The organism is Agrobacterium sp. 22-223-1, assembly GCF_053522385.1.
Genome location: NZ_JBNWCN010000002.1, coordinates 497,515 through 512,639 on the forward strand (window position 1 = coordinate 497,515; position 15,125 = coordinate 512,639).

At 57.6% G+C, this 15,125-nt stretch carries 13 protein-coding genes; 6 read left to right on the forward strand and 7 right to left on the reverse strand.

Going from position 1 to position 15,125, the window contains the following annotated elements:
- Nucleotides 1-93: 93 nt before the first annotated feature.
- The 3 genes from ACQZ60_RS14370 to ACQZ60_RS14380 form a co-directional block, all read right to left on the reverse strand.
- Nucleotides 94-945, reverse strand: coding sequence for a hypothetical protein (locus ACQZ60_RS14370; protein WP_448735489.1), 852 nt, complete (start codon nt 943-945; stop codon nt 94-96).
- A gap of 181 nt (nt 946-1,126) precedes the next feature.
- Nucleotides 1,127-2,239, reverse strand: coding sequence for an acyltransferase family protein (locus ACQZ60_RS14375; protein ID WP_448735490.1), 1,113 nt, complete (start codon nt 2,237-2,239; stop codon nt 1,127-1,129).
- A 144-nt stretch (nt 2,240-2,383) separates the two neighbouring features.
- Nucleotides 2,384-3,712, reverse strand: coding sequence for a hypothetical protein (locus tag ACQZ60_RS14380; protein ID WP_448735491.1), 1,329 nt, complete (start codon nt 3,710-3,712; stop codon nt 2,384-2,386).
- Nucleotides 3,713-4,206: 494 nt separating this feature from the next.
- Between ACQZ60_RS14380 and ACQZ60_RS14385 the strand changes: the two genes are divergently transcribed.
- From ACQZ60_RS14385 to ACQZ60_RS14400, 4 genes are all read left to right on the forward strand, one after another.
- Nucleotides 4,207-5,442 (forward strand): glycosyltransferase family 4 protein, encoded by a 1,236-nt coding sequence (locus ACQZ60_RS14385; protein ID WP_448735492.1) that lies wholly within the window; start codon nt 4,207-4,209, stop codon nt 5,440-5,442.
- Between the two features lie 161 nt (nt 5,443-5,603).
- On the forward strand, nt 5,604-7,082 hold the full coding sequence (locus ACQZ60_RS14390) for a lipopolysaccharide biosynthesis protein (protein ID WP_448735493.1): 1,479 nt from the start codon (nt 5,604-5,606) through the stop codon (nt 7,080-7,082).
- Nucleotides 7,075-8,412, forward strand: coding sequence for a polysaccharide pyruvyl transferase family protein (locus tag ACQZ60_RS14395; protein ID WP_448735494.1), 1,338 nt, complete (start codon nt 7,075-7,077; stop codon nt 8,410-8,412). Before ACQZ60_RS14390 ends, ACQZ60_RS14395 begins: the two co-directional genes overlap by 8 nt.
- Nucleotides 8,409-9,635: a glycosyltransferase family 4 protein gene (locus tag ACQZ60_RS14400; protein ID WP_448735495.1), complete on the forward strand. Its 1,227-nt coding sequence runs from the start codon at nt 8,409-8,411 to the stop codon at nt 9,633-9,635. Before ACQZ60_RS14395 ends, ACQZ60_RS14400 begins: the two co-directional genes overlap by 4 nt.
- 70 nt (nt 9,636-9,705) lie before the next feature.
- On the opposite strand, the gene ACQZ60_RS14405 is transcribed toward ACQZ60_RS14400, so the two are convergent.
- The 3 genes from ACQZ60_RS14405 to ACQZ60_RS14415 all read right to left on the reverse strand — a co-directional run bounded on the left by ACQZ60_RS14405 (nt 9,706) and on the right by ACQZ60_RS14415 (nt 11,810).
- The gene (locus tag ACQZ60_RS14405; protein ID WP_448735496.1) at nt 9,706-10,497 is read right to left on the reverse strand and encodes a metallophosphoesterase family protein; all 792 of its coding nucleotides are present in this window, start codon (nt 10,495-10,497) and stop codon (nt 9,706-9,708) included.
- Between the two features lie 195 nt (nt 10,498-10,692).
- Nucleotides 10,693-11,298, reverse strand: coding sequence for a transglutaminase-like cysteine peptidase (locus tag ACQZ60_RS14410; protein ID WP_080854412.1), 606 nt, complete (start codon nt 11,296-11,298; stop codon nt 10,693-10,695).
- 146 nt (nt 11,299-11,444) lie between these two features.
- The gene (locus ACQZ60_RS14415; RefSeq protein WP_448735497.1) at nt 11,445-11,810 is read right to left on the reverse strand and encodes a hypothetical protein; all 366 of its coding nucleotides are present in this window, start codon (nt 11,808-11,810) and stop codon (nt 11,445-11,447) included.
- 284 nt (nt 11,811-12,094) lie between these two features.
- On the opposite strand from ACQZ60_RS14415, the gene ACQZ60_RS14420 reads away from it, so the two are divergent.
- Nucleotides 12,095-12,652 (forward strand): HNH endonuclease, encoded by a 558-nt coding sequence (locus tag ACQZ60_RS14420; RefSeq protein WP_003585610.1) that lies wholly within the window; start codon nt 12,095-12,097, stop codon nt 12,650-12,652.
- 30 nt (nt 12,653-12,682) lie between these two features.
- Here the strand turns inward: ACQZ60_RS14420 and ACQZ60_RS14425 are convergent, their stop codons facing one another.
- Entirely contained in the window at nt 12,683-13,198 is a 516-nt protein-coding gene (locus ACQZ60_RS14425; RefSeq protein WP_035264342.1) for a disulfide bond formation protein B, read from the reverse strand.
- A gap of 506 nt (nt 13,199-13,704) precedes the next feature.
- Here ACQZ60_RS14425 and ACQZ60_RS14430 point away from each other — a divergent pair.
- The gene (locus tag ACQZ60_RS14430) at nt 13,705-15,117 is read left to right on the forward strand and encodes a tyrosine-type recombinase/integrase (protein ID WP_149622354.1); all 1,413 of its coding nucleotides are present in this window, start codon (nt 13,705-13,707) and stop codon (nt 15,115-15,117) included.
- Nucleotides 15,118-15,125 lie beyond the last annotated feature (8 nt).

The following is a 15,125-nucleotide window of genomic DNA, read 5'->3' on the forward strand; positions in this document are numbered from 1 at the left end:
CGCTCTTTTCGGCGGGCGCAGGGCCCGCCAAGTCACGGTTGCATCACAGAACTGGCGGCAGCCTTCCTCACGGGAAAGGCGACAAAGCCAAACTCAAACGGGACTTGTGCTCGTCGTCGTGCTGGTGCTGCCGGTTGAAAGCGATCTGCCGCGGCCAGCCGGCGGGCTTCCGCCACCCGCCTGTGCGGTACCGCCTGCGGCACCTGCCGTTCCCGAACCGCCGATGCTGTTGGCGCTTGCCGGCGAGGAACCGGCGCCGCCGATCGGCGAGGCCGCCGCTGCGGCCGCCGCAGGGGCGGCCGGACCGGCAGCCGTTCCCTCGATATTCTCGCTAAAGGCTATCAGGAGATCGGCGGGTACGTTGGCGCCCTTTATCTGCAACTGGATGGCTGCTGCGAGTATCGTATTGCCGTTCCTCATCGCGGTGGCGTGGGCAAGCGCCAGGCCTTCGCCGACGACTTCGGAAAAGTCCTTGTTGCCGACCTTCTGGGCCAGTGCGACGATGGTTGGCAACTGGCCGGAGTCACTCAGGATGAGGCCGGAAAGCTGTTCGGAGAACTGTGCCGCGCTGGTGGAAACGGCGATGATCGGAAACCCGCTCGTCACTTTTCCGGTTACGTCGGCCGTTGCCGCATCCGTGCTGGACGCGATGGTGACCAGATCCCTGATCGTCCCCTGCGTCGGAGACTGCTTGAACAGTTCCGCTGCGGCAATCGAAACCGTGTCCGGATTGGTAGCGTTTACGCGGCTCAGAAATGCAGCGGTGGTTTCATCGGCGGCCTTGACGGGTGCGCCTGTTGCAGCGCTCTCAACCGAGGGCGCCTGCTGCGGTGCGGCCGGCGGTGCGGTTTCCACGTTCTGTGCGTTGGCGACAGCGGAAAAGAGACCCATACTGGCAATAAACATCGCACCAACGAACATCGAGCCGTTACGAATGCGGGGCATCCAACTCTCCAAATCTTTTAAAATACGACTTTAAATACATCCAATGCCGGGCAAGGTTACCCAACATCTAAAATTTCTTTTTAAATCGCACAGCCCAAGCAAAGGATCAAGCGCTAAAATAAACCTGCGGCGCAAACCCTCAGCTATTGTTAACGGCCGCCCGTGCCTTTCTCTAGTTTGTTCATGACACGGCGATTTTCCGTGGCGATGTTATCAGCCGGTCACGCAGCCAGATATTGGCCGGCGTTTCGACAAAGACGTGGAAGGTGTGGGCTATGGCGACGGTGCTGACGACGATGACGAGATAAACGAGGTTGCTCCACTCGGGCGGGAACGTGACGCCGCCGAGCGCAATCTTGAAGCCCCGGAAAATAAACGGGTGCAGCAGGTAGAGCGCATAGGATGAATCGCCGAGTTTTGCCAGCGGCCGTGCGAAACGGGGCAGGGAGATGTTTCTGGTCAAGGTCGCCGCCGCCATCAGCAAAATCGCGCCGCCGCCGAAAACGAGCAGTCGCGAAAAGGAATAACAGCCGGGATCGCACTGGAATCCTATCCTGTTCAGATCGGTCAGCATCCAGATCGCCAGGCCGCACAGGGCCGTTGCAAGCCCTAGCAGGGGCGGCAGGCGAACGCCTCGCAGGAAGAGGACTGCCAGGAACATGCCCGCGACGAATTCGAGAATGATCGGCTGGAACCAGAAGCTGAATGGCAGGCCGAGATCGAAGGCGGAGCCGATCATGACGGCGGCAAACAGCACGCCGGCTGTCGTGAATACCGCGCGCTCCAGCGGCAGGAAAATGAACGATGCGAAAACGATATAAAAGAACATCTCGTAATTCAGCGTCCAGCCGAGATCGATCAGCGGAAACGGATATGCGTCGCCATAACCCATGCTGTCATAGGGAATAAACAGGTAGGAGGTGAGGATCGACTGTAACGGCGGGAAGGCCTTTGCACTGATAAGGGTCACGCTGGCGGCCATGGCAAGCCGCAGGGTCAGCACAAACCAGTAAAGCGGAACGATGCGGAGAAACCGGCGCAGCAGAAACGCCGAACGACCGCCTGTCGCTGCGAAATAGGGCCGGGACGCATAAACGATGACAAAGCCGGAAATGACGAAAAACAGGTCGACACCGCCGCCCAGCCGCAGCAGATGCAGTGGGAAAAGCGTGAATTGCCAGTTCACGTCTGCGTGCAGCGCAACAATCATGGTTGCCGCGACGGCGCGCATCACCTGAAGAACATCAAGACGCTGCGCCCCGGCAGCGGGCGCTTCTTTAAAGTTTTTCATCATCGTCAATCTATAAAAATAAAGATATATTTAGTATTATATTGCGGCCGCTTTTGCGGGGCGGAAGTCCGGTATTCAAGCAGGCTATCATGCAATGGACAGGCGCGATACACACAATTTTGCGATGCGGCATTTCCTGTGCGCCATTCAGAAAACTTCCAGAACCGTCAGCTGGTCGCTGACCGAAAGCCGGTATTGCCCGCTTTCCTGCGTGATTGTCTGCTGGCTCACGGAGCCATCATCGCGGAAACGGTGTGCGATAACATGACTATGCTGGCCGGCCACCGAAAATGTCGCAACCCGTTCGGCGGGCGGGTTTTCGATGCGGGCCGGCCATTGCCAGCCGGAAATTCCAAGCCAGACAGGCACGAGCAAAGCACCGTCCGTTCTTGTAAGGTGAAGGGACAATCTTTGGGAATCGGCGGTGAGGAAATCGAGCTGTCGTTGCTCCGGTCCGGTTTGCCGTTCTGCCCTGCAGAGGGAAAGAAGGGCGCGAACGGCCTCGTAAGCCGGGGTGCGGCTCAGATCGTGGCGCAGGAGGCCGAAGGAGGATTCCGGGTTTGTCTCATCGGCGGCGAAGCTTGAAACCATTTCATAGATGTAGGACCGGCGGATACCGCTGATGAAACACCAGAGCAGCATGCGCGGCATATAGCGCGCCTTGATGCCTTCTGTGACGGGGAAATGAAATGTCTTGGTTTGCAGCGAGGTATGGTAGCCCATTTCCGTGGCGAGCACCGGCCTGCCGGCCGCTATATGCGCCGAAGCGGCGACGGATTTCGAGAGTGCCCCCGGACCGGTCGTTTCGGGATGCTCCATCCCGGCGTAAGCGTGGATATTGCCGTAATCGCAGGCATTTTTCAGGTCCAGCGCTAGCGCTCTGTTCGACAGGACATAACTTGGCGCCGCAACGGGCACCGCACTCAGGCGCGGAACCGAACGGATGGTGTCGTGCAGCGCCGCCTGATGCTCCGCCGAAATACGCGGAGCATTTTGCGGATCCTTCGTCAGGTTCGGTTCATTGCTGCCCTCGAAAATATCGATACCCGCGTCGCACCAGTCGTAGAAATCCGCCAGCCTGTCGAGCGGCGTGGAAACGTAAGGGTTGAGATTGTCGTAACAGATAATGGTGAGGCGAACACCCGCCGCCACGATCCGGCGCAGCCGCCGAAAGACGGGGCTGTCGCGACTGTCTCTCGCGGTGATGAGCCCGTCATCGCGCAGATGCCGGACGCCCAGTGCTTCGAGTTCGGGCACGATCCGCTCGAACTGTTCGGGATAGATGCCCGTGGGACGGGTGAAGTGACCGCACACCCCTACGCTGTCCAGAAAGGCTTCGGCATTGGCTGAAGCAACCGTCTGCGCCCGTGCGGGAATGGCTTGCAAACCGGAGGCGGCGACCAATGCAAGCGGCGCGGCTGAAAGCAGGTTGCGCCGTGTCAGGCTGCCCATGGCGATCGGCATTTTTCCATTCATCTGCGCCTCCTGGTGTGTCCGGAGAAAATGTAAGCCAGACGTCAACACATGGACGTCGCCGTTTAAATGGCGATGATGCCTCTCAATACGTCGAGATCAGAATGTCCTGGAAGTTTTCGGCATCTACAATCGCCCTGAAATCCATGTCTCTGAAATAAAACAGATATTATCAACTCGAATATGATCACCAGCTGCAACGCAACCGATTTCTCCCGATTGCCTGCACTTTAAAGTGGCTAAACCGTAACACGAGACCTGTTCTTTTCGCAACACCGCATGGCTTTTACCGCGCCGCGAAAAAAATCACTTGAAATGCCGCCAATTCCCGTGCTTTTTGAAAAGTAGATTTTGGTAATTCATATTTTCAAACATTAGTTCTGCTCCGGCTCTTTTATTTTTGCAGATGTCTCACTGGTCTCTTGGAATGAAGGGAGACGAACGAGCCCGGGATGGACGCCATAGATTTTCGATGAAGGAAAACAGAGCGTATCCGCATGAGAATTCTCCATCTTAGCAGCCTTTATCCGCCGCATATCGTTGGTGGATGCGAACGCTCGGTCGAACATCTCGCCGAGGAACTCGTTTCCATGGGACATACGGTCGGCGCCGCCTGTATCGAGCGGCAGGCCGAACCGAAAACCATGCGCAACGGCGTCACCGTCTACCGCATGTTCCATAATAACGATTTCTGGCTCGAGGACTGGCCGCAATATTCGCCGCAGCAGCGGCGCATGCAGAAGCTCAAGCAGCAGTGGAATTTCGACGTCGAAAAGCAGTTCGAGGCCGTTCTCGACGATTTCAAACCTGACGTTCTCAACACCCACTCACTGCTGGATGTGACGACGCTGGTGTGGCGGGCGGCGAATAAGCGCGGCATTCCGATCGTTCACACGATCTGCGAATATGATCTCCTGTGCGGCAACGCCGCCATGTTCAAGGGCGGCAAGCCCTGCGAGCACATCCATCTCGGTTGTCAGGCGGTGAATTTCACCAAGAAATTCACCCAGCGTTATATCGGCGCTGTCGCAAGCGTCGGCACGGAAATCCTCAAGACGCATGTCAATCACGGGCTTTTCCACCACATTCCGGAAAGCCTGCGTCGCGTCATCTTTTATTCCTGCACGGTTCCGGAGGGCGATCCCGTCGCCCGCCGGCAGATCGACCGCACTGGCCGACCGCTGACCTTCGGTTATATTGGTCGCATCAATACGGAAAAAGGCGTCGGCAACATGGTCGATGCCTTCAAGGAAATCGGCCACGGCAACTGGCGCTGTCTGGTCGCCGGCCATGCGATGGACGATTCGATCGAACGTTTCACGGCTCAGGCCGGCGATCTGCCGATCGAATTCGTCGGTTGGGCGAAACCGAAGGAGTTTCTCGAAGAGATCGACGTGCTCATCGTTCCTTCCTTCTGGGCCGAACCTTCGCCACGCACGATCTACGAAGCCTATGCCATGGGCGTTCCGGTCATCGGCGCAGCCTCCGGCGGCATTCCGGAGCTGATCGGCGAGACCAACCATGACTGGCTGTTCGAGCCGGGCAACGCCACCGACCTTGCCGCCCGTATCCGCCGGGTGCTGACACTCTCGCGCGAAGAATTGCCGACGGAGGCGGATTTCGGAAACATCGTCGAAGAATCCACCTCGCGTCGGGTCGGCGAAAATTATGTGAAACTCTATGAGGACGTCCTGACGAGCTACAGGCAAAGCCGAACCCTGCGTGCATCTTAACCGGCAACGGACCCGGTCCGTTGAAGCGGTTTTCTTCGAAGGAGAGAGCATATGGTGGGAAGCAATAAGGGCAGCCTCCGCTTTCACGGCCTGGGCGTCGACTGTTTTGCGGTCGCTGCACATGTTGCGTCGACGCGGCCGGCTTTACGAGTGGTGAATTGATGTCCGAAGCTACGTCGATAGGCAATGCTGCCCTGAAAGGCGTGTTCTGGTCCATCGTCCAGAATTGGGGCGGCAAGCTTTTCACCTCCATTCTCTTCATCGTTCTGGCCCGTTTCCTCAGTCCTACCGACTACGGCATGGTCGCCACCGCCGGGCTGGTGCTGATGCTGATCCAGATGGTGTCGGAGTTCGGATTCGCAGATGCGATCGTGCAGAAACGCAACCTGGAACCCGGCGACGTCAATCTGCCCTTTTATGCCTCGGTTGCGATGGCAACGCTGCTGGCCATTGCCGTCTGCGTGTTCTCACCGGAACTGGAACGCTGGTTCGAGGTCGAAGGGCTGGCGCCGGTCATCGTGGCTATCTGCATATTGCTGCCGCTGAACACGGCATCGATGTTTCAGGAGGTGAATTATCGCCGCGCACTGGCTTTCAAGCCGCTGGCAATCAGAACCTTCATATCGAACATCGTCGGCGGCGGCGTGGCGATTGTTTTCGCGATCATGGGCATGGGCGTCTGGAGCCTTGTCGTCCAGACCTATGTCGCCACCCTCGTCACGCTGATCTGGCTCTGGCGAAAGCCGCATTGGCTGCCGGGCACCGCTCTCAATCCCGGCACCTTCGTCGAACTGCTTCGCTTCGGTTCGTCGGCGCTCGGCCTTCGCATTGTCGATTTCGCGGCCACGCGCCTGATCGATTTCATGATCCTGGGGCGTTACGGGGTCGCGCTCTTCGGTCTCTACACCGTCGGCAGCCGCCTTTATCAACTTCTCATGCAATTGCTTCAGTCGGCACTTTATGACGTGTCGCTGACGGTGCTTTCGCGCGTCTCGCACGAGCGTGAACGCATGGCGGAACTTTACAAGCAGTTGATCGCAATATCCGCAATCGTCTCGACACCAGCCTTCGTGCTTTTTGCGGCACTGACGCCGGAGATTTGCCGCGTTTTGTTTGGGGCGCAGTGGCAAGGGGCAGATGAGATCGCGAGACCCCTGCTGCTTCTCGGTGCTTTACAATGTGTACAATTTCAAAATGGCCCGTTTCTCTCCGCACGCGGCAGCCCCAACAAGGTATTGATTGCCGGTGCCGTCAAATCGATTGCCACAATTCTGATGATTGTTTTCATACCGACAGACGGTATCGATGAACTCGTCATTGTTTACGTATTTGGCCAGCTTGCTTCCACGCCCTTTACGTTCTTTTATGTTTCGCGCGAATTGGGCGTGTCGCTCCGAAGAATAATGTCTCTGCTTCTGCCGAGTTTTGCAGCCAGCGGTCTCTGCTTTGTCATCGTTCAATGGATGCGCCCTGAAATTGCCGCCCTGGGTTTAGGCGATTTCATGTCTGCAATACTGCTTGGATCCATTTTCGTCTTAACTTATTTTTTGCTCATAGCGCTGGTTGCCCGAACGCAGGCGCGGTCGGCCCTTCTTTTCGTCACGAGCAAGGTACTCCCACGGAAGGAAGTGAATGCGTAAGCTCATAAAAAAAATCATTCCCGCGCCGCTACATCGTGAATGGGTGAAGTACAATGAACGCCGCAATCAGGATGTTGCCATTCGTCACTCCTTTCACGCGCTGCAGGAGCAGAAGCGACGTATAAAAAAACTCCCCGGTGGGGATCATATAAATCGGGTTTTGATTGTCGCCTGCGATCCCTATTCCGTTTTTGGCTCTATCGGCGACGATGCCATGATCACCGCGACAGTTCAGCATGCTCGCGCAAGAAATCCTGATGTCGAAGTCGATATACTGGTCGAGGGAACAAGTGCCGCGGACTTGGTTCGCCAAAGGGGATTTAATCCCGTCGATCTCTTTGGCGAAATTGATTTTTCCGGAGCACTTCTAAATCACTTTGAAGCGCGGCGATACGATTGCGTCGTGGTGGTTGGGGCGGATGTGATGGATGGATATTACCATCCGTTGGTCAGCGCAAAACTCCTGGCAAGTGCTGATTTGGCTGCGGCTGCCGGGATAAAAAATGTCATCCTCGGTTTCAGCTTCAATCAAGCGCCTCATCCCGCTCTGGCTATGTTTTATAGCGCCCTGCATCCCGACGTCTCAATTAATGTGCGCGATCCGGTTTCCCTCAGCCGCCTGCAATCCTTCGCCAGGACGAATGCGGTACTGGTTGCCGATTCGGCGTTTAGCCTTGTTGCCTCAGAACCGGATGAAGACACCGTCTCCTGGATCAAACGGAAACGTGACGAGGGATACAGGGTGATGGGCTTCAACCTGCATCCCATGCTGTTCAAAAATGCTGACCGCAGCCAGGTCGATACCATCATCAAGCGTGGAGCCGAGGCATTGCACTTCGTGGCGGGTGCACGACCCGTCTGCTGGCTGCTTATGCCGCATGATTACCGGGAGGGTTTCGGTGACCAATTTTGCCTTCAGGCGATTGCCGGGCAGGTTCCTGATTCGCTGGCAGATAGGGTTCGATATCTGAACGGCAAGTGGTCCGCGTCCGTTCTCAAGGGTATTGCAGCGCAACTGGATGGAATTGTCAGTGGGCGCATGCATCTCGCCATAGCAGGGCTGGGTAAAGGCGTTCCGGTCATATGTATCGCCTATCAGGGGAAATTCGAAGGGCTATACCAGCATTTCGCCCTATCTTCGTCGGAACTGCTCGCTCCGTCTGCCTTCTACAGCGATGACGGAATCAGGAATGCCTTGATGGAGTTCGTCGATAATGCTGATGACCTTCGTGAGCAGGTCCAGCGGAAATTGCCTGATGTTCTCAGTCTGTCAAAAAACAATTTTCAGATTTTCGAGTCCTTTCCAAAACAGAATCAATCGTTCTCATGAAAGTTGCTTTCGTCTCAGCCATTCCCGCCGTTCCTGCGTCAGAGGGTAACCGCAGCCGGATTCTCCAGCTGACACGTGCCGTTCGCAGCCTGGGACATGAGGTGCATTTCGTCTATGTTGATACGCCGATTGCCGCCGATTTCGATCCGGTCGTGCATGAAGTGGAATTCGGTTCCGGACGCCTGCATTTCGTGTCACGGCAGCGGAATCGTTTTAAAACACGGCTTATCGGGGATTTGGGTTTCGAAGCTGAAGTCATAGCGTTTCGAGCGATTCGAAAGGTCCACCGCCTTCTCGGTCACGACAGCGGTTTTTATAATCACCTCGACGAGTTCTATTATCCCGAAATCGGCCGGCAGGTTCGGGACCTTCAGCGCCGGCTTGGTCTCGATGCTGTCATTGTCGAATATGCCTTTCATTCGCGGGCGTTCCTGGGATTGCCGAAGGGTGTGCTGCGCATTCTCGATACCCATGATTCCTTCGCTGACCGACACAAGGCTTTCGTCAATACCGCGAACAAATATGGATACTGGTTCTCCGTTCCGCCGGCCGTGGAGAGCAAGGCTTTCCGCCGTGCGGATGTGGTTGTCGCCATTCAGGAGGAAGAGGAGCGCGCGTTCAGGCAGCGGCTGGGGGCAGAGCCACCGGTTGTTGCGACCGTCAGCCATATTCTCGATCTCGGTGGAAGAGTGGAAGACTTCACGCCGAGCGACTTCTTGTTCCTCGGTTCCGGCAACGACGCCAACATCATTTCCCTGAAGGGGTTCCTCCAGAACGTCATGCCGCTGGTCAGGGCTGCCCGGCCGGATATTCGTCTGGTTCTGGCGGGCGGCATATGCGGCAAGATCGAAGACGGGGAAGGTATTCTCAAGCTCGGGCGCGTGGATAATTTGAAGGACGCCTTCGCGCGCGCGCCGCTCTCCATCAATCCCATCACGCTCGGAACAGGCATCAATATAAAATTGCTCGATGCCCTGGCTGCCGGTGTTCCGACAATCAGCACCCGCACAGGTGTGAGGGGACTTTCAGAACGATACCGGCGCGGCGTGGTCATTGTGGAGGATAATGACCATCGGGCTTTCGCAGACGCGATCCTGCAGCTCGCCTCCAGCCGCGATCAGCGGCAGGAACTGGGAAGCAGGGCGTTTGAGGACGCAATTGAATGGAATCGCCAGCAAATGGCGGTCCTCGATGATATTCTGAGTGGCAGGCAGGCTGGTTGAAACTAAGCCCTGACGCCGCCATCGGGCCTTATCCGGATGGTGTGGCCTGACGCTGGTGGGCAACGCGCGCTCAACCAATCAGGTGCAAGCCCGCATCCGAAAGCCTGAGAACGGTAAGCCTGCCGGTAGTGAATGCACCCGTGTCGATGCCGATCCGTTGCGGGCCGGTTTCCGGTTCGGTTACCGGCGTGTGGCCGTGGATGACGACGAGGTCCAGCCCGGCCCCTTGTGACAGGAACGGCTCCCTGATCCAGAGCATGTCCTCATCCGTTTGCGCCTCCAGTGGCAATCCCGGTCTCAAGCCGGCATGCACGAAAATATAGGGTCCTATCCGGGCGTAGATCGGCAGGCTGGATAAAAGCTGGCGGTGGGTCTGCGGAATTGCACCGAGCAGGGCGTCCCTGAATGGCTGCAGTCTCAGGCGGCCATTTTGCAGGAAATAGTCGATATCGACGCCGTAGGATAAAAGCGTCTGGCGGCCGCCAAAGTCCAGCCAGTGCATATTCTGCTGCGGATTTTCGAGAAAGTCATGGAAGAGTTGCTCATGGTTGCCGCAAAGCGCAATACGGCGCAGCGGCGCGGGCGGCGGCTGCAGCAAATGTTCGAGAACGCCACGGGAATCGCGCCCGCGATCGACATAGTCGCCGAGGAGAACGACCAGCGCGGGAGAGGGGTCGGGTCCCAGATCGGCAAGGATTTTCCGCTCCGCCTGCAATAGCAAGTCGAGGCTGCCATGCACGTCGCCAATGGCATAGATCGGGAAGGAGGCCGGCTTGTCGCCAAGGTCAATTCTGCGCCGCCTCCGGTCGTCGCGGGAGGCTGGTTGTTTACGACCGCGAATCCAGTTGAGCACCTTGGGCATAGCTGCCGATACTGTCTCTCCCGCACAAGGTCAAGAGCGTTGAAGGCGGCTGTCGCATCACCCGCCAAAGCTGCGTTTACGCGTCGATTCTGCGGGGAAAGAATACCCGCTTTGATGGGCGAAAGATACGTTGCCTTAAACCGGCAACCGAAATGCCTGCCATCCGAAAGGGCGGCTTCAGCCTGAAACCGTGTTCTAGAGTTTCAGCCAGACACGCGGGTCCTCGTGCGACTGGATCTTGATCCATTTCAGATCCACCGCTTTCCACGGCTTGACGACATTGGTGCGGTTATCCAGCACCAGATCGCCCTGGCTGGTGCTGACGACCAGAACGGCATGTCCTATGCCATCCGTCGTGCGGGCTGTGGCGATGCGCAGGGCGCCCGAAGGCCAGCCGGCGCGCAGGAGGCGTTGCCGCTTGGTCACCGCAAAATCTTCGCAGTCGCCGCTTGCCGGGTTCAGTTTCCAGTCGTCTTCGCCGTCCTGCTCCCCGACATAGCTTATCGAGGTGTTGATCTCGGCGTTGATGCGCTGGAGTTCCGTGCGCTTCTGCTTGCTCAGTTCCACCGTATCGCGGTCGCCAATCCGGAGGCACTGGTCGGCGGCGCTTTCACAGAATTTCGCGAAGGCAATGGGTGCGATGGTGGGACGGCTCGTGGTCATGAACTGGCCGGGCCGCGAGGCGCCGGGCTTCTGGGCAAGGCCACCGAGCTGGACGGCCGATGCCGTTGTCGCAACGCTTGCCGCCACGCCGGCAGCGACGGCAAAAATCTTTGCCAGACGGATTGTTCTCTTCGCCATGTCCTTGCCCCTGCACAATTGTCTTGTCTTGTGCCTGGCACCATAGCGACCCATTCTTGCGGGCCGTTTAAGTCGATAGATTGCATTTTAATGAAATCTAATTTTGTGACAGCGCGCTGAAAACAGCGGGAAAGCCGGGTTCGCACTCACCTGCAGCGGGTTCGCCCCTCGGTGTCGACAATACAGGTTTGCTGCGGGACAGTCCGCCTGAGTTCACGCCGGGTCTCGGGGGAGGCGCGGTTTGCCGGCGGCCGGTCGTAATTTCGGTAAACTTCGAAATTGCGCCCGCCGATCGTTCCCTGCGCCCCGCCGCGGCCATCCGGCGTTACTTCGAAATTCTGATACTGCTGGGCATGGGCGCCCGCGGAGAGGCAGATGAGGGCGGTCAGGACGCCGGCCGCCAGGCCGCCCCGCAATGCTGCCGCTTGCTGCCTGCCCAATCTCATGACCGTTCCTCCATTGACGGAAATGATGAATGCCGCCGCCGCACATTTGCCATGCCCGGCGCGCATTGATTTTCCAGTCGTCCGTCGGGGGGTAATCATATCACCGATAGTGCATCCGGTGTGAGAAGGATTTGTGCCTGGCAAAGGCCCGAATCGCCTTCCTGCAGCATCGGCCAGCGGTGTCACAACGCCAGGAGGTGTCACCGTGCCGTTCGATCGTCAGGAATGCGAAAAAGGCCATTCTACGGCTCAAAAATTAAGCTCTTCGCCGCTGCATTTATAGGCTTCACAATCCTGTAACAACGGACCTAATATACAAGTGCAGATGCCGAATCGCTCAGGAGAAGCCCTTGACGATTGCAGTTTCACCACAGGCCCTGCCGGCGCTCGTTCTGAACGCAGACTACAGGCCACTGAGTTATTATCCCTTGTCGTTATGGTCCTGGCAGGACGCGATCAAGGCCGTCTTTCTAGACCGTGTGAACATCATTGCAGAATATGATCACGCGGTGTCGTCCCCCAGCTTTTCCATGCGGCTGCCGAGTGTCGTCAGCCTCAAGACCTATGTGCAGCCCACCCGCAACCCCGCCTTCACCCGCTTCAACGTTTTCCTTCGGGACAAGTTCGAATGCCAGTATTGCGGCACGCGGGACGAATTGACCTTCGACCATGTGATTCCCCGCGCGCATGGCGGTGAAACCACCTGGCACAATGTCGTTGCGGCGTGCTCTCCCTGCAACCTTAAAAAAGGCAGCAAGCTTCCCAAGCAGGCAGGCATGTTCCCGGCTCAGAAGCCCTTCCAGCCGACGGTTCAGGATTTGCACAATAACGGGCGGCTGTTCCCGCCCAATTATCTGCACGAAAGCTGGATGGACTATCTTTACTGGGATACCGAACTGCAGCCCTGATCTTTCGAGGACTGCAACGCGGTTTTCCGCTTACCGGCTTTTACGGCTCGCGCCAAAAAAGGCGACTGCCGCAAGTGCAACGCTTGCGATGACATTCCAGCCCGCGAAGGAAAGGCCGAGCACCCGCAAAGCGGCGTCGTTGCAGGAAGGCGCCTTGATAGCGTTCAGATTGCCCAGCAGATCGCCGGCATTGGTGGTGATGGAAGGCGCCCCGGTGGCGCAGGTGATCGGCCCTTCCCAGAAACCCCATTCCACACCGGCATGATAAACGCCGAGCCCGGCGCCGATCAGCATCGCCACGCCGATAAGGGCAAGAAGCAGCCGGGTGATCTGAACCGGCAATTTGAAGATGCTGGTCGCAATGGCCAATATGCCCAGCGGAATGGCGTAATAGTAGGGATCGCGCTGCAGCAGGCACAGCGCGCAGGGCGTATAACCGCCAATATGCTGGAAACCGAGGGCGGAGCCGACGGTGAAGATCATTCCCGCCGTAACGCCGAGAGCGGCGAGCGTGCGGCTATTGTCGGCGGTGGTCGCATTGGCCATGTTGTTTTCCTCAAACTTCGCGAAGAAGCAGATATCCCGGACGGGCTTTCAAAAAGGCGGGCGTGATGGCGAAATTAAGTCGCCAGTCCTCACGGGGTGTAACGGGATTCGTCTAATCGAGTCCGCCGCATCTGGCAAATGAAAGCCCGGTAATACTCGGGAGCGCGCAAGCAAAGTTTCGTGAGCTTGTCGGCGGCTTGAAGCCATTGGAGAATTCACTGGCCCGTGCGGGGCAAAGCCTAGAGAAATCAATGCGCTTTTGGAAATGGTACCCCAAGCCGGGATCGAACCAGCACTCCTTTCGGAACCGCATTTTGAGCCCGCAAAGAACGGCTAATCTCAGCCCCGCCGTTATGTATCCGCAAATGCGAAAACCTACTACGATCAACGATTTAGCTTGATCTTTATGGTTTTCAAAATGCTCCATGCTTTCCGGCAATCGCCGGGAGCCGTCCCTCTGAATGCCCCTATTCGGCTCCCAGAACCTTGTGTGTTGGAGACGATAGATGGCCAAAATCAAGCTGACCAAGACGGTGGTTGACGCCGCTGCTACGAAAGATCGCGACTACGAACTCCGGGATACGATCGTACCCGGCTTCCTGCTGAAAGTCACGCCGGCCGGCGGCAAGATCTTCATGCTGCAATACATGACCAATTCCGGTATCCGCCGGAAACCCGCCCTGGGTCGGTTTGGCGAGTTGACTGTCGATCAGGCACGCAACCTCGCTCGGGATTGGCTTGCCGAAGTACGACAGGGACGCGATCCCGGCGCCGAGAAGACCGCGGCTCGTGCCGCGCCGACCATGAAGGAGATGTGCACTAAGTTCATCGACGAGTATTCGACGCTGCACAACAAACCGAGAACCGTCGAAGGGAACGAGACAAATATCAAGAACCATATTGTTCCGCGCCTAGGGCGGTTGAAAGTTCACGAGGTCACGCGCGCCAACATCTCGGAGTTCATGACCGCCCTGGCCGATCGACCGGTCATCGCCAACCGAACGCTTGCTCTCTTGCGCAAGATGTTCAACCTCGCCGAACTCTGGGGGTACCGGCCTGATGGCTCCAACCCCTGCCGCCATGTCCAAAAATACACGGAAAAGGGATCCACACGCTTCATCACCGACGAAGAGATGCGAAAGCTATATGCTTATCTCGATCGAGCAGATCGCGAAGGCCTCGAGCATCCTTTCATTCTCCTCGCAATCCGCCTGCAGTTTGAATTTGCTGCCCGCAAGTCCGAGGTCCTCTCTCTCGAATGGACATGGATTGATCTCGAGCAGCGCAAGGTGACATGGCCCGACAGCAAAACTGGCGGCATGACCAAACCTCTCGGTGCAGAGGCGCATCGGCTCTTGAGCGAAGCTCCGCGCTTCGACGAATCGCCCTTTGTCTGCCCATCGATCTTCGATCTCTCGGTACGTATGACAGACAATACCTATTCGCAGGCATGGCGGCGCATTTTACAGCGTGCCGGCGTCCCTCATGTCGGCACACATGGCATTCGCCACCGCGCTGCCACCGACATCGCCAACTCTGGAGCGCCAATCAAGGTCGGGATGGCGTTGACCGCGCACAAGACCGTCACTCAGTTCATGCGTTACGTCCATACAGAAGACGATCCTGTCCGATCGGCTGCCGACGCAGTCGCAGCAAATCGGCGCACCGTCACCGGTAGCGGTGCCATCATCCCGTCCCCGGTCGACCCCTTCGAAAGCTACCTTAAAGAGGAGGGAGTTGCACCGGTTGTGGCGGCCCCGGAGGCCCAGCAACCAGTTCCTCCTCCCGGCCTCGAGGACGGTAAGTACACCTCCAGGACAAAGCTCGGGAACTATCGCCCGTTCAGGCATCGGGCAGGGGACAACCGCGCGGTTCCGCCGGGGAGGCGACGCGTCGAGGAGACGGAGTCTGCCGGATAAGCCCTATC